The following is a 19,956-nucleotide window of genomic DNA, read 5'->3' on the forward strand; positions in this document are numbered from 1 at the left end:
ATCTCATTCCGTCCGGCCTGCACGCGGGAATGGTGATCGAGTGGAAAGATGGCCCCGTCGTTTTCCCACGTGCGCCCCCGGGGCCGCCGCCCGTAGTGCCGGGCGGTATCAGTCACTAACGGGGGAACCGAAACAAGCGATGTGCCTAACTAGTAGGGGTTGTGATGAGCGGCGCTCGTCCGGGAGCTTACTCTTCCCCTCCCCACTCGCCGCTCATGCCGACGCGCTCGCCGTCCTCCCAGACGTAGTAGCCCTCGCCGGTCTTCTTGCCGAGGTTGCCGGCCCGCACCTTCCGGCGCAGGGATTGGGGCGGCTTGAACCGCTCGCCGAGTTCCTCGCGGAGGTGCTCGGCGATGTGCAGGCGCACGTCCAGCCCGACGTGATCGGTCAGCTCGAGCGGCCCCATCGGATGCCCGTAGCCGATCTCCATCCCCTCGTCGATGTCGGCCGGGCTGGCGACGCCCTGCTCGACCATCCGGATCGCCTCGAGTCCCAGCGCGAGGCCGAGCCGCGACGTGGCGAAGCCGGCGGTGTCCCGGACGACGACGTCCTCCTTCTCGAGGCCTCGGACGTAGTCGACCGCGAACGCCTCCGTGCGCTCGTCGGTCTGCTCGGCGATGACGATCTCGACGAGGTCCATGATGTGGGGCGGGTTGAAGAAGTGGAGGCCCACGGCCCGCTCGGGGTGCTCCAGAGCGCTCGCCATCTCGGTCACCGACAGCGAGGAGGTGTTCGACGCGATGACCGTGTCCTCGCTCGCCGCGTCCTCGATTTCCGCGAACACTTCCTGTTTGAGGTCCATGTCCTCGGGCACCGCCTCGACGACGAGGTCGGCGTCGTCGACCGCTTCCGCGAGGTCCGTCGTCCCCTCGATGCGCTCGAGGGCCGCTTCCATCTCGTCCTCGCTGAGCTTGTCCCGGTCGACGCCGCCCTGGAGATTCTCGCGGATCCCCTCGAGGCCGTCCTCGACGAACTCCGCCTCGATGTCCCGCAGGACGACGTCGTGGCCCGCCATCGCGGAAACCTGTGCGATTCCGTGACCCATACTCCCGGCTCCGAGAACTGCGATTTGCATGTACGAACCCTCTGCGGAAACGGGCAAAAGGGTTCCCTTTCGAACGAACTGCGACAGTGCGATATCGGCCGTAATCCGCGACGGCCGAGTCGAACGAGTCCACGTGGCGCGCGCTGTCGATCCGTCCGAGTGATGCGAGGACGGATCGATGACCTGTGCGAGGGATGAGCGAACGAGCAGTGCGAGGCGCTCACTATGTTCGCGCCTCGAAAAGCGAACGGCGAAGTCGTTCGAGAGGCGCTTTGCGCCGCTCGTGATGACGAAACGCCTACGGCGTCTCGAACCACCGTGAGCGAAGTGAGTGAGCGGTAGCGCGGAACCGCAGGTTCCGCGAACAGTCGAACGGGTGCCCTGCACCCGTGAGACGAAATCGGTCGGGGAGGGTGTGGTGACTCCGTACCGCCACGATGGGCAGGACGCTCGCGGTCCACCGCTCAGCAGACGTTTGCTAGCGCTGGCAACACGGAATTGCCACGCCCTCCCCAACCGATTGCGGTCCTCGCTCCCGTCGGTCGCTGTGGTCCTCATCCACCGGAAGACACTTCGTGTCTCCCGAGCCTTGGTTCGCTACGCTCACGAAGACCTCGCACGGCAGCAGACCGCGGCTCACGTGTTGTTCGCCGCGGTCCAGCGCGCGCCACCCACCGTATCCCGACCCGCTACCCACAGTTCCGTGATAAAGAACGGTGCTACTTTACTTCCGGAGCGCGAGCCACGCAGTACCAATGACCGATCGCCAGCCAGTTATCGTACAAGCAGTCCGGACTCCGCAGGGAAAACACGGCGGCGTCTACGCCGAGACCGGTAGCGAGGAGCTGTCGGTCCCGCTCGTCGACGCGATGCTCGAGCGCACGGGCCTCTCGGGCGAGGACGTCGACGACATTCGATGGGGTTGTGCCAAGCAGGTCAACGAGCAGAGCAACAACATCGCGCGGGTCATCGCTCTCCTGTCGGATCTCGGCGAGGGAGTGCCCGGGACGACCATCGACCGGCTCTGTGCGTCCTCGGCGGAGGCGATCATGAGCGCGAGCGACGCCATCCGGGCGGGCCAGCGCGATGTCATCGTCGCCGGCGGCGTCGAGAACATGTCCCGCAACGAGCGCCGGAAGGGGATCGGTTCCTACGCGGGGATCGCCGATCAGTACGACGCGGCCGGACTCGCGATGGGCCAGACCGCCGAGAAGGTCGCTCGAGAGTACGACATCGGCAGGGACGAACAGGACGAGTACGGCGCTCGCAGTCAGCAGCGGGCCTGCGAGGCAACCGAGGCGGGCAAGTTCGATGACGAGATCGTCCCTATCGAGACAGACGAGACTCTCGTCGAGGAGGACGAGGGGCTCCGTCCCGGCACCACGAAAGAGAAGATCGCCGGCTTGCCGCCCGCCTTCCGGGAGGACGGTACCGTCACCGCCGCCAACGCCTCGCAGGTCTCCGACGGCGCTGCCGGCGTCCTGATCACGAGCAGGGAGTTCGCCGAGCAAGAGGGGCTCGAGGTCATGGCCGCGATCGAGGACCACAACGTCGCGGGCGTCGATCCCACGGTAATGGGCATCGGACCCGTGCCCGCAGTCCGCGGTATCTGGGAACGAAACGGCCGCGACGCCGACGACTACGATCTGGTGGAACTCAACGAGGCCTTCGCCAGCCAGACGATCTACTGTCGGGACGAACTCGGGTTCGACGACGACCGGTTCAACGTCAACGGCGGCGCGATCGCCATCGGCCACCCGCTGGGCGCGTCGGGCGCTCGCCTCCCGGTCACCCTGATCCACGAACTGCAGCGCCGGGGCGGCGGCCTCGGCCTCTCGACGATGTGCGTCGGCTACGGGCAGGGTGCTGCCGTCGAGTTCCAGGTGCCCGAACAGTAGGGACGAACCACACCTCTCGAGCGACCCGCGGTTCGCGTCGACCTCGAGTTTGAACGGGGACGAACTCGAGGGAGGTGTCGCCGTTTCTATGACTGTCTTCGGAAAGTCAAATCCGGACTCGAGTAAGTACAATACTCCTGAGAGAGGCTTCATCGGTCGATCTCAGGGAGAATTACTTTTCGCCCACATCCTGCAAAAATACCGAGAAGTTTCGCGGCGTTACCGCGATTTGACGGAACCCGTCTACAGGATCTGGTCGGCGATGATGTTCTTCTGGATCTCGCTGGTGCCCTCGTAGATCTTCGTGATGCGGGCGTCGCGGTAGTAGCGCTCGGCGGGGTAGTCCGTGACGTAGCCCGAGCCGCCGTGGACCTGAATGCCCTCGTCGGCGACTTCGACCGAGATCTCGCTGGCGAAGTACTTCGCCATGCTCGAGTACTGCGCGGCGACGTCCTGGTTGTTCTGCTCGACCTGGGTCGCCGCACGATACGTCAGCGAGCGGGCGGCCTCGACCTTGGTTGCCATCTCGGCGATCTTGTGCTGGATGGCCTGGAACTCCGAGATCTTCTGGTCGAACTGCTCGCGCTGGTTGGCGTACTCGATGGCGGCGTCGAGCGCGCCCTGGGCGGCACCGACGGCCTGCGCGGCGACGCTGGTGCGGCCGGAGGCGAAGAACTCCATCAGCTGGTAGAAGCCCTTGTCGACTTCGCCGATGACGTTCTCCTCGGGAACGCGGACGTCGTCGATGACGACCTCGGCGAGGTCGGAGGCGCGGATGCCCAGCTTGTTGGTGATCTTGTCCGTCGAGACGCCGTCGCGGTCCATCTCGACGAGGAACGCGGTGATCCCGCGGTGACCCTCGTCGGGGCTGGTCTTGGCCATCAGGACGCCGACGTCGGCCACGGTTCCGTTGGTGATCCACATCTTGTTGCCGTTGAGGACGTACTCGTCGCCGTCCTTCTCGGCGACCGTCTCGATGCCGGCGACGTTCGAGCCGTGGGCCGGCTCGGAGATCATGGAACAGGAGGCCGTCTCGCCGTTAGCGATCTTCGGCAGCCACTCCTCTTTCATCCACTCGTCGCCGAACTCGATGATCATGTCCGAGCCGAAGCCGGCGGAGCCGACGGCGGAGCCGATTCCGGGGTCGGCGCGCCAGAGTTCCTCGGTGACGATCGTCGAGGAGATCTTGTCCATCCCGGCGCCGTCGTACTCGACCGGGATGTTGGGCGCGACGAAATCGTACTCGGCGGCCTTCTCGCGGAGATTCTCGGGATACTTGTGCTCCCGGTCGTGCTCCTCGGCGACCGGCACCATCTCGTTTTCGCCGAATTCGCGGACGGCGTCACGGATCGCCTCGTGCTCGGCTGATAACTGGAATGCCATGATTGTTTGCTAGGAGTCGTCTTACAAAGTAGCTTCGGATATGCTCGAAATCTGTTTTTGTTAATGCATCGCGGCCCGAATCTCGGAAGTGGAAACGGGGTTCGGGCGGCGCCCGATCAGCGGGCGACCGCGATCAGTCGTCGCCCTCGTCCCGGAGCTCGAACTTCTGGACCTTCCCGGTCGTCGTCCGGGGGAGCTCCTGCACGAACTCGACTTCCCGCGGGTGTTTGTACTCCGCGAGGTTCTCGAGGCAGTACTGTTTGATATCGTCCGGCGTCGCCTCGGCGTCGGGGGTGGGGACGACGAAGGCCTTGACCGTCTCGCCGCGGCGGTCGTCGGGCACGCCGACGACGGCGGCGTCGGCGATGTCGTCGTGCTCGAAGAGGAGCTCTTCGACTTCCCGCGGATAGACGTTGTACCCCCCGGTGACGATCATGTGCTTCTCGCGGTCGACGACGTAGTAGAAGTCGTCCTCGTCCCAGTAGCCGATGTCGCCGGTGTGGAACCAGCGCTTACCGTCTTCCTCGGTGAAGGCCTCCTCGTTGGCCTCGGGCAGGCCGTAGTACTCCTTCATCACGTTCGGCCCGTGGATGACGAGCTCGCCCGTGATCTCGTGGAGATCCGCTTCGTCCTCGTCGATCGGGCCCTCTTCGACTCGGGGAACCTCGTCGAAGTCCTCGTCTTCGGGCGGCTCGTCACCGCCCGAACGGTCAGCGGAACTTCGTTCCGCGCTATCGACGATCTTCGCCTCGACGCCCTCGAGGGGCTGGCCGATGCTCCCCTTCCGGCGCGCGTCGTCCGTGTTCGCGTGCGTGACCGGGCTCGTCTCGGTGAGGCCGTAGCCCTCGTTGAGCTGGACGCCCCAGAGCTCCTCGAACCGCTCGAGGACCTCGATCGGGAGACTCGAGCCGCCGGAGTTGGCGAAGCGAAGCGCCTCGAACTCGTAGCTCTCGGCGTCGGGCTGGTTGATCATGTCGTTGAACATCGCGGGGACGCCGAACATGATCGTGATCTCGTCGTCCTCGAGCTGGTTCATCACGGTCGGCGCGTCCCACTCGGGGACGGGGTAGTAGGTGCCGCCGCTGTACATCGCGCCGTTCATCACGACGGACATGCCGTAGATGTGAAACAGCGGGAGAGTGCCGATGAGCCGATCGGAGGCCTGAAACCCGCCCGGCGGGACGTCGGCGTTGGCCCGCGTGGTAAAGGCGAGGTTGTGGTGAGTCAACAGGACGCCCTTCGGCGTGCCGGTCGTCCCGGACGTGTAGGGCTGGACCGCGATGTCGTCGTCCGCGCGGTCCACGACGTCCTTGGTGTCGTCGGCGAGGAAACCGTCGAAATCGGTCGCGCCGTCGACGTCGGCGCCGACGCTGACGACCTGTTCGACGTCCGTGTCGTCCTGTACCTCGAGGACGTTCGGCACGAGGTCGGCCAGCGCGACGACCGCTTTCGCTCCGCTGTCGCCCAGCATGTGTTCGATCTCGCGGGCCTTGTACTGGGGGTTCATCGGGACGATGATCCCGCCGGCGCGCAGGGTGCCGTAGAAGGCGACGACGAACTGGGGGAGGTTCGGGAGGTAGATCCCGACGCGGTCGCCCTCGCCGATGCCGCGGTCCTCGAGGGCTCGGGCGAACTGGCCCGCCTGCTCCCAGAATTCGTCGTAGGTCAGTTCGGTTCCGTCGTACGCGATCGCGGCCGAGTCCGGGTTCGCGTCCACCGTCTCGGCGACGTCTGTCACGAGGTTTGTCATACGTTGTGTAGGCGTCGGTTGAGGGCCACAAAAGGATTGTTACTCGTCGATCCCGCGTATTCGGATCGGCCGTGAGAGCTCGCGAGTAGAACCGCCGTCTGACCGGCCAGTGGCCGGGTTGTGCGGTCGTTAGTCCCCGTCTCCGGCGGAGGCCGCGAACGCGGTCGGCAACCGCTCGAGGTGGGCGAGCCCGAGACCGGTGAGGGCGAGGACTGCCGCGGCGACCTGCACCATCACTGCCGTGCTGTCACCGACGGCGTAACTCGTCGCCGGGGCGTACATCGCGGTGAACGACAGCACGAGGTAGACGAACCGCTGGGGGAGACTGAGCACGTTCCGGCCGTCGTAGCCGATCGTGACGGCCGTCAGTGCAACGACGCCGACGAACACGGCGAACGTGGCGACCGGCGTGGCGGTCAGCGACCAGTTCACGAGACTGTCGTTCGCGACCAGCGCGAACGGGATGAGGAATCCGGCCGCACCGATACGGAGCGCCTGTTTGGCGGACGTCATGAACCCGCTGTCGGCGATTCGCGAGCCGACGGCCACGGCCACCGCGACGGGCGGCGTGATAGCCGACAACATCGCGAAGTAGAACACGAACAGGTGGGCCGTGATTTCGCTGACGCCGAGGTCCTGCAGCGGCGCGGTCAGGAGCGTCGCGACCAGAATGTAGGCCGCCGGGGTCGGCATCCCCAGCCCGAACAGAATGCTCGTGATCATCGCCAGCAGGAGCACGACCAGGAGGACGCCGCCGCCCAGCGCCACCATCCGGACGCTGATGACGGAGGTGAGCCCGGTCTGGGTGAGCATGGAGATGATGAGTCCCATCGCGGCCAGGACGCCCACGAGGGGTGCCATGTCCAGCGCGCCCCGCTTGAACCCCTTGAACGTCGTGTAGCCCGTCCGGAGCAGCGCCGCGGCGCTCGCCGTAGCGAAACTCGGCGTCTCATCGCCGGTCTCGTCGGCGGTCCGACCGAACTGGTCGGGGAACAGTCGCCGCCCGACGAGCAGCAACTGATCGCGGACGAACATCGTCGCGATGATGGTGATCACGGTGTAGAGCCCCGCAGCCATCGGCGAGAGTTCCATGACGACGAGCGTGTACAACAGGACCGCCATCGGGATTCCGAAGTGGCCGCCGTCGAAAAACCGCACCAGCGCGCCGACGAACTCCCTCGAGGCCGCCTTCAGGTCGTCGGTGACCGCGACCGCCTGTAGCAGGCGGGCGACGACGAGGACCGCGGCGGCGACGGCGGCCGAGGGGAGCAGCCCGAGCGAGAGGATCGACTGTCCCGCGTAGAAGGTTCCGCACAGGACGGCGACGTACAGTCCCGTGAGCAACGTGCTCGCGCTGAACAGCGAGCCGAGGATCCCGCCCTCGTTGACGTCCTCGGTGACCCAGCCGAAGCGCAACACGGCGAACTGGACGGCGATGCCGGCGCTGAAGTAGAACAGCAGGGCCGGAATGAGCGCTGCGCGGATGATCTCGACGTAGGAGACGCCGATGATGTCCGCCATCAGGAAGGCGGCCACGCCCATGACCGGGGGCATGATCTGTCCGCCGGAGGAGGCGACGCTCTCGATCGCGGCCGCGTAGTCGGAGCGGACGCCCTGACGCTTCATCATCGGGATGGTGAACGATCCGGTCGTCGCGGTGTTGGCCGCGGCGCTGCCGGTGATCGACCCCATCGCCATGCTCGAAATGACGGCGACGTGGACGACGCCGCTCCGCAGGTTGTTCCCGATCTTCTGGCCGGCACCGAGGATGACGTCCAGCGCACCGTAGGCCCGGGCCAGCCCCGCGAACATGATGAAGATGGCGACCCAGGTGGCACCGACTTCCATGATGAAGCTGAACACGCCGGAGATGCGGACCGCACCGAAGGTCACCACGTCCGTCAGCGTGAACCCTGGGTGAGAGAGGAAGCCGGGCAGCGACTCCCCGAACAGCGCGTACAGCACCGACGCGAGTGCGACGAGCGAGATCGACCACCCGTACGCGCGACGCGTCGCGTCGATGGTCAACCCGATGACGACGAGGCCGACGTAGAGGTCCGTGTTGGTGAACCCGAACACGATGGCCTCGCGGGACAGCCGAAAGTACGCCGTATACACGTAGTATCCGGTGGCCACCCCCGCGACGGCGGCGAGCAGACAGACGAGGGAGTCGACCCGTCTGACGATCGCGTACTGCCGGGTGCCCAACTGACGCGTGAAGGCCGATCTCGCGCTCTCGTCGGTGGGGTTCTCGATCAGTGTCAGTGCCTGTGTGAGGTAGTAGAGGCCGATGCCGACGCCGAAGAAGGCGACTGCGAATCTCGTTCGGACGATCGGCCGGGCGTACGCGTAAAAGATCGTTCCGAGGGTCAATCCGATGGCCATCCCGGTGATGAGAACGACCAGCACCTGCTCGACGGCTGGGCGGCGAAGAAAGTCGTCGAGGGCCTCTCGAGGGCGTGGTACCTCCGTGTCAGTTGCAGTTTCGCTCATGGTTGTGTATCGCGGTTAGGAGTGTTCAGTGATACCGTCGAACGGAATCGATTGGGGGACGTTACTCTCCGATTTCGTAGTCGTCGTTCCAGACGCCCTTGTCCTGGTAGAACTCCGCGGCGGCGGGGTGGAACGGGATGGTCGTGTAGCCGTTCGTCGTCCAGTGTTCGCCCTCGGCCATCGGGCCGAGCAGGGCGTTCGAGTCGCCCAGTCCCTCGCGTTGCTCCCAGAGCGTCTCCAGGAACGCCGTGAGGGTCTCGTCGCTGAAGTCGTCGCGGACGACGAAGTTGTACGACAGCCCCGGCGTATTCAGCGTATCAGGCGCGTAGCCGTAGTTCTCCATCCCGGTCGTGTCGACCGAGTTCATGATGACGGCAGGGTCGTCCTCGAGATCCGAGACGACGTCGTCGGACCACTGAAGCAGCCGCAGGTCGACCGTTCCCTTCATCTGCTGGAGCCATCCGGGCTCGACGCTGCCGTTGATGAACGTGCCGGCCCCGGCGTCGAGGCGACCCTCGCTCATCGCACTGCCCTGCTCGCCGTAGTCGATACTGATCCGGTCGTAGTCCTCCGTGACGAAGCTCAGCGCGTACTCGAGCATCTCCGCGGTCCCGGACCCGCTCGGCGTCGGCGAGATGCTGTCGCCCGATCCGATGTCGGAGACGTTCGTCCAGCCGTCGTTTGCGCTACAGAGGAACCACGCGAGGTCGTACAGGTGGAAGGCCTGCTGGGGCTGGTAGCTCAGGTCGCTGAAGGGATCTTCCTCGTTCGCGATCTTGCTCGCCGTCCAGTTCTGAATGTAGGAAATGTCGGCGTCGTCGCTTCCGAGACGGCCGATGTTGGCGTTGGTGCCCTCGCTCGGACGGGCCTGCACGTCGAGATCGGAGTTCTGCGTGACCGCGTTGGCGATGACCTGACTCATGGAGTACGCCGCGGTCGTTTCCGTCGACGTGGTCATGATCATCTCGCCGTCTTCCCCGGGGACCGAACCGCCGTTCCCGTTTCCGTTGCCGTTGCCGGACGTTCCGGAGTTTTCGAAACAGCCGGCCAGTGCTGTGAGACCAATTGCGCCGGCAGTTCCCTTCAGGAACGTCCGCCGGCGACTTCCGTCGTCGCTCATATTTCCAGACACGGGAACTTCACTATCTTTCCGGGTAATAAACGCTTCGCTCTTAGAAACGAGTTTTAAATTTCACCGAGGAGTGGAGGGGAAATACGAGGGCACGTTCTCTAGTGAATTCTTTCGCGTTCATGTCGACGAGCGCTTTCGACTGCGGTGTCGGATCGTTTCGTGATTCGTTCTGCTGGGACTCGGAAATTTCCCGACGACCAGTGGCTATCCGCACGTGTCCGTCGATCTTTGCTACCGCCACGTTCGTCAGCACTGCAACCGGGAGGTCCGATCGGGTTTCGAGCGCGCTCCAGACGGAAAACCCGATACGATCTGCAGACTGTCACGTGATACTCCGTACCGCAATACCTATTGTGCCTTTTCCCTAGGATCAGGTATGCTGGATTTCGTTCAGCTCGAGGAGGACCTCGACCAAGAAGAGCGGATGATCCGGGACACGGCCCGGGAGTTCGTCGAAGAGCACGTCAAACCCGACATCGGTGACCACTTCGAGGCGGGGACCTTCCCGAAGGAGCTCATCCCGAAGATGGGAGAAATGGGCTTTTACGCGCCGAACCTCGAGGGGTACGGATCGCCCAACGTGTCGGAGACGGCCTACGGACTCCTGATGCAGGAACTCGAGGCCGGCGACTCGGGGCTGCGCTCGATGGCGTCGGTTCAGGGGGCCCTCGTTATGTACCCCATACACGCGTACGGGAGCGAGGCGCAGAAAGAGGAGTGGCTGCCGGCGATGGGCGAGGGCGAGGCGATCGGCTGCTTCGGGCTGACGGAACCCGAACACGGCTCGAACCCGTCTGCGATGGAGACCCGGGCCGAGGCGGACGGCGACGGCTACGTCCTGAACGGCTCGAAGACGTGGATCACGAACTCGCCGATCGCGGACGTCGCGATCGTCTGGGCGCGAGACAAATCGTCCGAGGACGACCCGGTTCGCGGGTTCCTCGTCGAGACCGACCGCGACGGCATCACGACCAACAAGATCGACGACAAGCTCTCCCTGCGCGCCTCGATCACGGGCGAGATCGGCCTGAATAACGTCCACGTCCCCGAGGAGAACGTGCTCCCCGGCGTCGAGGGGATGAAAGGGCCGCTGTCCTGTCTCACGCAGGCCCGCTACGGCATCGCCTGGGGTGCGGTCGGTGCCGCTCGAGACTGCTTCGAGGAGGCGCGCCAGTACGCGAAAGATCGCGACCAGTTCGGCGGCCCGATCGGTCGGTTCCAGCTCCAACAGCGCAAGCTCGCGGAGATGGGGACCCAGATCACGCTGGCCCAGCTGCTCGCCTACCGGCTCGCCGAACTCAAGGAGCGCGGCGACATGCGACCGCAGCACGTCTCGATGTCGAAGCGGAACAACGTCCGCATGGCTCGCAACCAGTCCCGCATCGCCCGCGAAATGCTCGGCGGGAACGGCATCACCACCGACTACTCGCCGATGCGCCACATGGCCAACCTCGAGACGGTCTACACGTACGAGGGGACACACGACATCCACACGCTCGTCCTCGGCGAGGAGTTCACCGGCATCCAGGCCTACCAGTAGCGACGGAGCCGGCGGTTCCGTTTTCTCTCGCTTCGATCCGCGTTCGAATACGGGGACGACCGTCCCGTCCGACAAGCCGTCCGTTTCAGTATCCGGAACATTGATTGCGCCGTGCGAATAGCATCGGATATGGATACGGATCGAGACGAGACCGCAACCGACGAAGTCGGCGTCTCGACGACGCGAAAGACATTCGCACTCCTCGAGGCGCTCAAAGACGAGGAGGGCGTCACGATAGCGGACCTCACCGAGCGGACGGACCTCCCGAAGAGCACCGTCTATCGGCACCTGCAGACGCTCACCGATCTCGGGTACGTGATCGAACGCGACGGGAACTACTACGTCGGGTTTCGGTTCGTCGAACTCGGGGAGCAGGCCCGGTCCCGGAGAGTGGGATACACGGCGGCCAAGCGCGCGGTGTTCGAACTCGGCCAGGAGACCGACGAACGCGCGGTGTTCATCGTCGAAGAGGACGACGAGGCCGTCTACGTCCACCGCTACGGGAGCCTCACGAACACGATGATCGGTCACCGGCGGCCCCTCCACTCGATGGCGGCGGGCAAGGTCGTTCTCGCGGAGCGGGACGACGACGGCGTCTCCCGCTATATCGAGGAGGTGGGGCTCGAGGCGATCACGCCGAACACGATCACCGATCCCGACGCGCTGTTCGCGGAACTCGAGCGGGTCCGCGACCGGGGATACGCGGTGAACAACCAGGAGCACATGGAAGGACTTCGCGGCGTCTCCGTGCCCGTCTATACGCCCGACGAGGACTTCCTCGGGTCGCTGAGCGTCTTCGGGCCGACCAGCCGATTCACCGACGACTACGTTCACGACGAGCTCCCGACCCGACTGCGGGACAAGGCGGGCGAAATCAGGGTCACGCTCGCGTACGGCTAACGACGTCGACGTCGACGAACCGAGACTGCCGGTCCGGGGTCCGAGACCTCGGAACTGATCACGAGGGCTCGCCCGGCGATCGGGGCCGGATCTCAGCGGTCGGCGTTTCACTCGTCGAAACGGCGGCCGGATCGGTCGGTCCTTCCGAGCGGGTCACCGCCATCGCACGTAACTCGTCCCGTCATTCAGTCCTATCCGTTCGAAAACCGGGTCCTGCCTTCCGTATGATGAAACGAGTCGTGCCCGCTACCGAAACGGTTTTGTCGATTTCCCGGAATATCCGATCCGATGACTGACCACCTCGCAGCGCCGGGACCGGATCCCAAAGTCCTGCGTCTCATCCGAAAATACGAACTCGAGGGCCTCGGCGACGAGCTCGAGGCTCAGTGGACCCGTTCAGACGACCGAACGAGTCTCCGAGGACTCGCCGAATCGTTCAACCAACGGCTCCTCCGAGCCGCGCTCGCCGACGCCGGTGTCGACACGATTACCGACGACGTCAGTCGGCTCTACGCCCTTCTCGACGGCGACGAGGGAAGTCGCGGCGAACGAACCGCGGCCAGACGGCGGCTCGAGCGAGCGGAGGTCGACGTCGAGACGCTGCGAGACGAGTTCGTCTCCTACGGGGCGATCCGGTCGTACCTCACCGGCTACCGGGACGCGTCGCTCCCGGAATCGGAGGCGGACGTCCGGGAGACGGAGTCCCGAACGATCGAGGGACTCCGCCAGCGGACGATCGCGGTCACCGAGAGCAAACTCGCTCGACTGCGGGACGGCGGGCACCTGCGACTCGGTTCCCACCGGGTCCTCGCCGACGTCCAGGTCCTCTGCGAGGAGTGCGGTCGACAGTACGACGTCGCCAGACTGCTCGAGACTGGCGCGTGTGACTGCGGGGATTCCTGAGGACACTCGAATCGGACCGGACGAACCCATAACAATCGTACGGCTGTTACGGGTATCGCCGATCCCGGATTTTCTCCGCCGACTCGGTACTGTTCGGGAAACATGTTATGTGATAGTAATGACGCTCGAATTTTCATATATGCGGTACCGATGCGATTACTCGGCAGCAGTCGTCGGAAACACCGCGCCGCGACGCAGCAACGGTTCGATCGGTACCGAATCGCCTATTACGCCGTTTAACGACGGGTTCGTCTCCCGAAGCCGGCCGGCTGAGCCTCTCTCCATTCAGACGCACGCTGTGACCGTTCGACGTAACAGTCTCAACAAATATTATAGCATTTCATAGAACGATCAATGTAGCTATGGTTCTACGAACGGGTGTACCGTCGACGGATTTGATCGGTCGATCGGGCGGGTACGGGTCGTGGTATCCGCCGAGGGTTTATACCGGAAGCCGCGGCCAAGGGGGGTATGTCGGAACGATCCCGACGACAGCGACGAACAGTGCTTCGAACGGTCGGTGCCCTCGGTGCGGGGGCGGTCGCCGCGGTGACGACCGCCGGTGCGAGTACCGGGGATCCACCGAATCGACCCGATCGCGCACCTGAGCCGGAGAGCACGCCGTCGGCCGCTCCCGGTTCGTCCCCGGTCGATGTCGAGATCGGTGACCTACTCGAGGGCTCCGATCTGTACGTCGGCGTCGTCGACCGAATCGTCGACGGGGAACACGTCGTTCTCCTGCTCGAGGACGGGGAGGAGGTCGTCGACCAACTCGTGTTACCGGTCGATCGATTCGACGATATCGAACCGGACGACATCCTGTTGACCGCCGCGACGGACGGCGAGTTACACGCGTACCGGCGGGTTCCGTCGAAACCGAACGGCTGTCCCGATCCCGGTTTCGAGCCGCTCCCGTCCGACGACTGAGACGGACGCCGCGCTCCGTCGTCCGTCTCCCCGGGCCGCTCAGACCCGGTGGTTCCCCGGCACTATCGGTGGTTGTCAACTCGTGACGGAGCAGGAATCAGCAAGTACAACGCGTAATGCTCGTAGACGCGTCGGTCTATACACGATGATGGAAACGGACTCCGCAGGGATCGAGCTAGAGCGGCCCGGGACCACGAGCCTTCGTGCCGCGTTTTTCGGCGTCTGGTTCGTCGACCTCGTCGCGACGATCCTGTTCTTTACCGTCCCGTACGCGTCCGAGCTGAATCCCGTGACGGTCTTCCTGCACGATGTCTTCGGAATGGTCGGCGTCGTCCTCGCCGCCCTCATCTACGCCGGGTTCGTCGTGGGGATCGGCTCCCTCCTCTCGCGGCCGTTCGACGTCGGCTTCGTGACGGGAGCGGTCCTCATGTACGCCCTCTTCGCGAGCAACAACGTCGTCCTCCTCGTGTCGCGCGAGCCGTTGCTGGCCCCGATCGTCCCGTGACCGAGGCGGTCCGGTTCGGGCCGCGAAGCGGTCGACCGACGGGATCGAGGCGCGTGAACCTCGAGGCGTGCGTCAGTCGCGATCGAGACGCCGTCGGCTGGAACTCATCGACGAGGTGATGTTTTAATAGCGTCCGGTGAGCAGGGTCGCTCGTGCAGGGAGCAATCGTTCGGACGCTGGAGGGATCGGGATGAGTACGCGAGACGAGTTCTGGGACGTCGTGTGTGCTCGCGCCTCGTCGTTTTATTTCATGCTCGTCGCCGTCACCGTGATGGGCGTCCTGAACCTGGCGGCGATGGTACTCGGAAACCAGTCGACGGGAGCGTTCGTCGTCTCGACGGTCGTCTTCGCTATCCTCGGGGTTACCGGCCTCGGACTCGCCCTCGTCCTCTGGCAGTGCAAGCGACTGTAACGGCTGTGCCAGCCGTTCGCCCGATCTATTACAATAAATCTATATTGAGTTAACTTCTATTATCGGTGGATTCTTTTACCTGTGGTTAAACGATGGTAGCCATGTCCACAGGAGTTCCGGAGGACGAGGCCATCCTCGAGACCGCACGGACCGATCCCGGGGCGGTCGACCTCGAGACGATCGTCGCGCTGTTCGACGCCGAGCAGGGACAGGTTCGCAACGTCGCGTTGCGGTGCGTGCGCTTCGTCGCGATCGACGATCCCGGTCGCGTCGCGGCGATCAGCGAGCACGTCGTCGAGCGCCTGGACGACGAGTTCGCCGTCGCGGGGAGCACCGCCGCCGCCGTCCTCGCGCGCATCGCTCCCGATCACCCCGACGCGGTCCGTCCGGCCGTTCCCGCGCTCGTCGGAAAGCTCGATGAGCACCCGCCACAGACCGGCTACCGAGCGGCGCGCGCACTGTCGCCGCTGCTCGAGGACGACCCGGCCGCATTCGTGCCGGAAGCCGACGCGCTCTTCGACGTGCTAGTCGATCCGCCCGAGGTGTGGGCACCGGAGTCCGGAGAGCTGCAGGACCTGCCCCGGAAAAAGCGAGAGTCGATCACGAACCTGCTGGCCTCCCGGCGGGACGAGATCGCGACGGACGAGGCGCGTGCCAGGGCGATTCGGGAATTCGCCGCCCACGCGCTCGTCGAGGTGACCGCACTGGACCCCGACGCGATCGCGGACCGGCTCGAGGAACTGCCACCCGTTCTCGCGCGTGAGCCACCGCTCGCCCGAGCAGCGACCGTCGACGTCATCGCGACCGTGGCCAGGGCGGAGCCGGCGGCTGCGGCCCCCACCACGGATGCGGTGATCGACCGGCTTGAGGACGACGTGGACGTCGTCCGCACGCACGCGGTTCGCGCGCTGGGCTTTGCCGAGGCGACGGACGCCGTCGACCCGCTTCGAGCCCTGGCCGAGGACGCCGACGGTGAGCTGCGGGAGTTGGCGGCGGATACCGCCGATTGGTTGGACGAGGCGTCGTGAGCACGGTCGTGTCCGCCGTCGCTCGAGTGTCGTCGTCGGAACCGGCGCTTCGGTGAACCCGCTTATCAGTATCCCTCACCCGCAGCAAGGAACGTTTTCGCGCGCTACGCATATGAAAAGGTACTAACACAGATCTACTTAAAATATATCCCTAAACTTATGTATGATCAACTTTGACTAGGGTATCGTATGGTTCGCAGCCAAACAAGTGGGGACTATAGCGATATAGTGTCCCGAAGAGAGTTCGTATCGATTGCGGGTGCGACGGGTGCCGCTGCGATCGCCGGCTGTACCGGCGGCGGCAGCGACGGCGGTGGCGACTGGTTCGTCGGTACGCAGGTGAACTTCCCCGCCAGTAACTATCACTGGAACCTCCTCGCCGGCTGGGAGATCCCGCACGACCGGTTCGGCCTGTTCGCCCAGTGGACCCAGTACCTGATCGACGACGACGAGTTCTATCCGCACCTCGTCCAGGAGTGGGACCACGACGGCGGCGAGCTGACGCTCACCCTCTCCGAGGAGTTCACCTGGGGCAGCGGTGACGCCGTCACCGCCGAGGACCTCGCGTTCCAGCTCGAGGTCCTCGAAGCGGCCGATCAGCCGGTCTGGCAGTTCATCGACGGCGTCGAAGCGACCGGCGAGTACGAGCTGACCGTCTCCTATCCCGAGGGAACGAACACGGACCTCGTCGAGTACGCGCTGCTGGCCGAGCAGGCGGCCTACTCGCCGGCGGACTTCGAGGGGGAAAACTGGGCGGAAGATCCCGCGGGTGTCGAGGTCGCCGACCCCGATCCGTCGGGCCCGATCGCGCTGACCGAACACAACGACACGTACTCGCAGACCGAGCCGCGCGACGGGCTCGAGGAGTACGCCGATCACGCCCTGGCCGATCGGTACAACTGGGACGGCTACCGGGTCGAATTCCGCGACGGGAACAACGCCGCACAGGAGTCGCTGAAACGCGGCGAAACGGACGGCCAACACAGCCTGTTTACGCCGCCGGACGTCCTCGAGGGGTTCCCGGACCACGTTCACGAGTACCGGGTCCCCGGCGGCTTCGGCATGGCGATCTGGTTCGATCACGAGCAGGAGCCCTGGGACCAGCGGGAGGTCCGGCAGGCGCTCTATCACTCGATCGATCGCGAGGCGGTGATCGGGAACATCGGCGAAAGCACGAAGGTCAGCCACCACCCCGCGCCGACCGGACTCACGTGGGCCAGCGTCGAGGACTGGCTCGGCTCCACCGAACCGGACGGGTTCACCGTCTACGACTACGACCCCGAGCGGGCCGAAGAACTGCTCAACGAGGCCGGTTACGAGATGGGCGAGATCGGGATCGAGCTCACCTTCCCACAGACCTGGACCGACTGGGCGGACGCGGCCAGAACGATCGTCGACTACCTCAATCAGGCCGGCTGGGACGCGTCGGCCGACGGCCGATCCGAGGGACCGGGGAGCTACGCGGGGTCCGGTCCCGACCTCTTCGTCGACCAGCACACGGCGGGCGGCGCGCCGCGCATGAACCACCCCTACTTCTCGCTGGACTACATCCTTCGCAATCGGCTGCGCGACACCGAGAGCCACTTCGCGAACTACCCCACCGAGGTCGAACTCGACGGCGAGACGATCGACGTCGAAGCCGAACTCGAGACCTTCGCGACGACGACCGACCAGTCCGAGCAGGAAGCGATCGTCGAACGGCTGGCGCGCATCGTCAACGAGGACGTTCCCTGTATCTACGTCATGGAGAAGTACGAGCAGTCGTTCATCAACGGCGACCGCTTCGAGGTTCCCGAGGAGTCGCCGCACTTCTCCTCGTACTGGCCGCTGTGGTGGCTCCCCAAGGTCGACGAGAGCCTCGAGGGGTACGACACGCCCGGGCTGCTGAAATTCGACGATTGACCGTCAGTTCCATCTTCCTCGCTTATGAACTGGTACCTCAAACGGACCGGACAAGCACTGTTCACGCTCTGGGCGGTGGTGACCGTCGCGTTCGTCCTGGCGTGGAACGTTCCGGGATCCCTGGTCGATCACATGGTCGATCGGATCGTCCAGAACAGCAACGTCGACCCGGAAATCGTTCGGGAATCGATCGAGAGTCGGCTCATGTTCGACCCGGAGGCGTCGCTGCTCGAGGGCTATCTCACGTACGTGTCGGCGTTGCTCGAGGGCGACCTCGGATATTCGTTCGTGGCCGGTCAGGACGTCAGCACGACGCTCGCCGAGGCCGTTCCGTGGACGCTGCTCGTGATGTCGCTCGCGACTCTCGGCATGTTCGCGATTTCCCTGGCGCTCGGCGCGATCATGGCCTACCGGGAAGGGTCGTGGTTCGACATCGCGAACACGTTCGTCGGGATCGTCACCACCTCGGTCCCCTACTTCGTCGCCGCGTTCCTGCTGATCCTCTGGGTCGGCTACAGCGACGCGCCGATCCTCGAGCTGTTCCCGCCGCGGGGACGACGACCGCCGCGGGTCGACCCCGGCTTCACCGTCGCGTTCGTCTGGGGCGCGCTCAGACACGCGGTGCTCCCGGCGCTCTCGTATCTCATCACCGGCTACGGACTGCTCGCGCTCTCGATGCGCGGCAACAGCATCCAGACCCTCGGCGAGGACTACGTCAGGGTCGCCGAGCTTCGCGGATTGTCCTCGCGACGCATCGCCCTTCGATACGTCGGCCGAAACGCGGTCCTCCCCCTCTACACCAGCCTGTTGCTCTCGATCGGGTTCATGCTGGGGTCGTCGGTCGTCCTGGAGCAGATCTTCCAGTACCACGGCGTCGGCTACTGGATGTACGAGGCGATCGACGCCACCGACGTCCCGCTCATGATGGGCACGTTCATCGTGATCACGGTGTGCGTCGTGATCGCGACGTTCGTCGCGGACGTGACCTACAGCATGCTGGATCCGCGGATCAAATCGGGTGATCAGGGTGAAGCGTACTGACGACGACGCGGGTGACGACGATCCCCGAACCGACGGCGGGACCGGTGAGATGTTCGGCGACTCGGAGATCACGGCCGTCACCCGCCGGCAGCGCGCTCGAGAGACGTTCGACGAGTCGGTGATCGCCCCGTTCAAAGTGGCGTGGGCCGACTGGCGGACGAAAGTCGCGCTGCTGATCCTCGGTGGCTTCGTCGCGACGGCCCTCCTCGTCTGGCTCCATCAGGCCGGCTACACCCTGCTGAACGACGCGCTTCGACTCTTCGGCTCGCCCTGGGAACTCGAGGCCCCGCGGAGTCCGGTCGGGATCACCGATGAACGACGCAGCGTACGCCCGTTCGAGAACTGGCAGTACCCGCTGGGCACGTTCGACAACGGCGTCGACATCCTCTCGGCCCTCCTCTGGGCGACGCCCAGTATGTTGCAGATGGTCCTCGCCGGCGGCGTCTTCTCGACGGCGATGGCGACCGCGGTCGGGACGGTCTCCGGCTACAAGGGCGGTACCGTCGAATCCGTTCTGAACACGATCGTCGATATCGCGATGTCGATCCCCGGCCTGCCGCTGGTCGTCGTGCTCGTCGCGATCATCCGGCCGTCGTCGCCGTACGTGATCGGGGTGCTCATCACGATCAACGTCTGGGCGGGTCTCGCCCGGACGATCCACTCGCAGGTGCTCTCCCTGCGCGAGCAGTCCTACGTCGAGGCCTCGCGCACGATGGGTATCTCGACCCCGCAGATCATCCGGACGGACATCCTGCCGAACCTGATGCCGTACATTACCGTCAACTTCGTCTACGCGGCCCGACGTGTCGTCTACGACAGCATCGCGCTGTACTACCTTGGGCTGCTCGGCGGCGGAATGGCCGAGAACTGGGGCGTGATGCTCGACTGGGCGTACAACCTCTACAACGCTCTGACCGTCTCGGGCAAGGCGTACATGCTCCTCGCCCCGATGGTCCCGATCGTCGCGCTCTCGATGGCGCTGATCCTCCTCTCGCAGGGCACGGACAGGCTGTTCAACCCCCGCGTTCGCACCCGACACGCGGGCGAGACGGTCCAGGAAGACGACACCGACCGCGAGGTCAATCCACCCGCCTGAG

Annotated in this window: 16 protein-coding genes; 11 read left to right on the plus strand and 5 right to left on the minus strand. The window is 64.9% G+C overall.

The window, feature by feature from the left end:
• Positions 1-187 precede the first annotated feature (187 nt).
• Positions 188-1,075: a 3-hydroxyacyl-CoA dehydrogenase family protein gene (locus NDI89_RS18335; protein WP_277523625.1), complete on the minus strand. Its 888-nt coding sequence runs from the start codon at positions 1,073-1,075 to the stop codon at positions 188-190.
• Between the two features lie 725 nt (positions 1,076-1,800).
• Here NDI89_RS18335 and NDI89_RS18340 point away from each other — a divergent pair.
• Complete coding sequence (locus NDI89_RS18340; protein WP_277523626.1) at positions 1,801-2,943, plus strand: thiolase family protein; 1,143 nt, start codon at positions 1,801-1,803, stop codon at positions 2,941-2,943.
• A gap of 243 nt (positions 2,944-3,186) precedes the next feature.
• On the opposite strand, the gene NDI89_RS18345 is transcribed toward NDI89_RS18340, so the two are convergent.
• From NDI89_RS18345 to NDI89_RS18360, 4 genes are all read right to left on the minus strand, one after another.
• The gene (locus NDI89_RS18345) at positions 3,187-4,326 is read right to left on the minus strand and encodes an acyl-CoA dehydrogenase family protein (protein ID WP_277523627.1); all 1,140 of its coding nucleotides are present in this window, start codon (positions 4,324-4,326) and stop codon (positions 3,187-3,189) included.
• A 133-nt stretch (positions 4,327-4,459) separates the two neighbouring features.
• A complete protein-coding gene (locus tag NDI89_RS18350; RefSeq protein ID WP_277523628.1) occupies positions 4,460-6,076 on the minus strand; it encodes a long-chain-fatty-acid--CoA ligase in 1,617 nt (538 codons plus the stop codon).
• Positions 6,077-6,205: 129 nt separating this feature from the next.
• Positions 6,206-8,569 (minus strand): TRAP transporter permease, encoded by a 2,364-nt coding sequence (locus NDI89_RS18355; protein ID WP_277523629.1) that lies wholly within the window; start codon positions 8,567-8,569, stop codon positions 6,206-6,208.
• A gap of 61 nt (positions 8,570-8,630) precedes the next feature.
• Entirely contained in the window at positions 8,631-9,689 is a 1,059-nt protein-coding gene (locus tag NDI89_RS18360; protein WP_277523630.1) for a substrate-binding domain-containing protein, read from the minus strand.
• A gap of 388 nt (positions 9,690-10,077) precedes the next feature.
• On the opposite strand from NDI89_RS18360, the gene NDI89_RS18365 reads away from it, so the two are divergent.
• From NDI89_RS18365 to NDI89_RS18410, 10 genes are all read left to right on the plus strand, one after another.
• Complete coding sequence (locus NDI89_RS18365; RefSeq protein WP_277523631.1) at positions 10,078-11,241, plus strand: acyl-CoA dehydrogenase family protein; 1,164 nt, start codon at positions 10,078-10,080, stop codon at positions 11,239-11,241.
• Positions 11,242-11,370: 129 nt separating this feature from the next.
• Entirely contained in the window at positions 11,371-12,141 is a 771-nt protein-coding gene (locus NDI89_RS18370) for an IclR family transcriptional regulator (protein ID WP_277523632.1), read from the plus strand.
• 288 nt (positions 12,142-12,429) lie between these two features.
• A complete protein-coding gene (gene rdfA / locus NDI89_RS18375) occupies positions 12,430-13,044 on the plus strand; it encodes a rod-determining factor RdfA (RefSeq protein ID WP_277523633.1) in 615 nt (204 codons plus the stop codon).
• Between the two features lie 471 nt (positions 13,045-13,515).
• On the plus strand, positions 13,516-13,971 hold the full coding sequence (locus tag NDI89_RS18380) for a hypothetical protein (RefSeq protein ID WP_277523634.1): 456 nt from the start codon (positions 13,516-13,518) through the stop codon (positions 13,969-13,971).
• 145 nt (positions 13,972-14,116) lie between these two features.
• Complete coding sequence (locus NDI89_RS18385; RefSeq protein WP_277523635.1) at positions 14,117-14,476, plus strand: hypothetical protein; 360 nt, start codon at positions 14,117-14,119, stop codon at positions 14,474-14,476.
• A 190-nt stretch (positions 14,477-14,666) separates the two neighbouring features.
• The gene (locus NDI89_RS18390; protein WP_277523636.1) at positions 14,667-14,888 is read left to right on the plus strand and encodes a hypothetical protein; all 222 of its coding nucleotides are present in this window, start codon (positions 14,667-14,669) and stop codon (positions 14,886-14,888) included.
• A gap of 101 nt (positions 14,889-14,989) precedes the next feature.
• The gene (locus NDI89_RS18395; protein ID WP_277523637.1) at positions 14,990-15,916 is read left to right on the plus strand and encodes a hypothetical protein; all 927 of its coding nucleotides are present in this window, start codon (positions 14,990-14,992) and stop codon (positions 15,914-15,916) included.
• 228 nt (positions 15,917-16,144) lie between these two features.
• A complete protein-coding gene (locus tag NDI89_RS18400; RefSeq protein ID WP_277523640.1) occupies positions 16,145-17,818 on the plus strand; it encodes an ABC transporter substrate-binding protein in 1,674 nt (557 codons plus the stop codon).
• Between the two features lie 24 nt (positions 17,819-17,842).
• A complete protein-coding gene (locus tag NDI89_RS18405; RefSeq protein WP_277523642.1) occupies positions 17,843-18,859 on the plus strand; it encodes an ABC transporter permease in 1,017 nt (338 codons plus the stop codon).
• Positions 18,846-19,955, plus strand: coding sequence for an ABC transporter permease (locus NDI89_RS18410; protein ID WP_277523644.1), 1,110 nt, complete (start codon positions 18,846-18,848; stop codon positions 19,953-19,955). The genes NDI89_RS18405 and NDI89_RS18410 overlap by 14 nt, the downstream gene beginning before the upstream one ends.
• The last annotated feature ends 1 nt before the right edge of the window (position 19,956 follow it).

Origin of the sequence: Natrinema salsiterrestre (assembly GCF_029502005.1) — an archaeon.
Classification (GTDB): domain Archaea; phylum Halobacteriota; class Halobacteria; order Halobacteriales; family Natrialbaceae; genus Natrinema; species Natrinema salsiterrestre.

Bases quoted from the DNA above. Each gene is read 5' to 3' on its own strand.
- NDI89_RS18405 (WP_277523642.1), top strand. From the start codon at position 17,843: ATGAACTGGTACCTCAAACGGACCGGACAAGCACTGTTCACGCTCTGG.
- NDI89_RS18335 (WP_277523625.1), bottom strand. From the start codon at position 1,075: ATGCAAATCGCAGTTCTCGGAGCCGGGAGTATGGGTCACGGAATCGCA.
- rdfA (WP_277523633.1), top strand. From the start codon at position 12,430: ATGACTGACCACCTCGCAGCGCCGGGACCGGATCCCAAAGTCCTGCGT.
- NDI89_RS18350 (WP_277523628.1), bottom strand. From the start codon at position 6,076: ATGACAAACCTCGTGACAGACGTCGCCGAGACGGTGGACGCGAACCCG.
- NDI89_RS18355 (WP_277523629.1), bottom strand. From the start codon at position 8,569: ATGAGCGAAACTGCAACTGACACGGAGGTACCACGCCCTCGAGAGGCC.
- NDI89_RS18385 (WP_277523635.1), top strand. From the start codon at position 14,117: ATGATGGAAACGGACTCCGCAGGGATCGAGCTAGAGCGGCCCGGGACC.
- NDI89_RS18365 (WP_277523631.1), top strand. From the start codon at position 10,078: ATGCTGGATTTCGTTCAGCTCGAGGAGGACCTCGACCAAGAAGAGCGG.
- NDI89_RS18380 (WP_277523634.1), top strand. From the start codon at position 13,516: ATGTCGGAACGATCCCGACGACAGCGACGAACAGTGCTTCGAACGGTC.
- NDI89_RS18345 (WP_277523627.1), bottom strand. From the start codon at position 4,326: ATGGCATTCCAGTTATCAGCCGAGCACGAGGCGATCCGTGACGCCGTC.
- NDI89_RS18340 (WP_277523626.1), top strand. From the start codon at position 1,801: ATGACCGATCGCCAGCCAGTTATCGTACAAGCAGTCCGGACTCCGCAG.
- NDI89_RS18395 (WP_277523637.1), top strand. From the start codon at position 14,990: ATGTCCACAGGAGTTCCGGAGGACGAGGCCATCCTCGAGACCGCACGG.
- NDI89_RS18390 (WP_277523636.1), top strand. From the start codon at position 14,667: ATGAGTACGCGAGACGAGTTCTGGGACGTCGTGTGTGCTCGCGCCTCG.
- NDI89_RS18360 (WP_277523630.1), bottom strand. From the start codon at position 9,689: ATGAGCGACGACGGAAGTCGCCGGCGGACGTTCCTGAAGGGAACTGCC.
- NDI89_RS18370 (WP_277523632.1), top strand. From the start codon at position 11,371: ATGGATACGGATCGAGACGAGACCGCAACCGACGAAGTCGGCGTCTCG.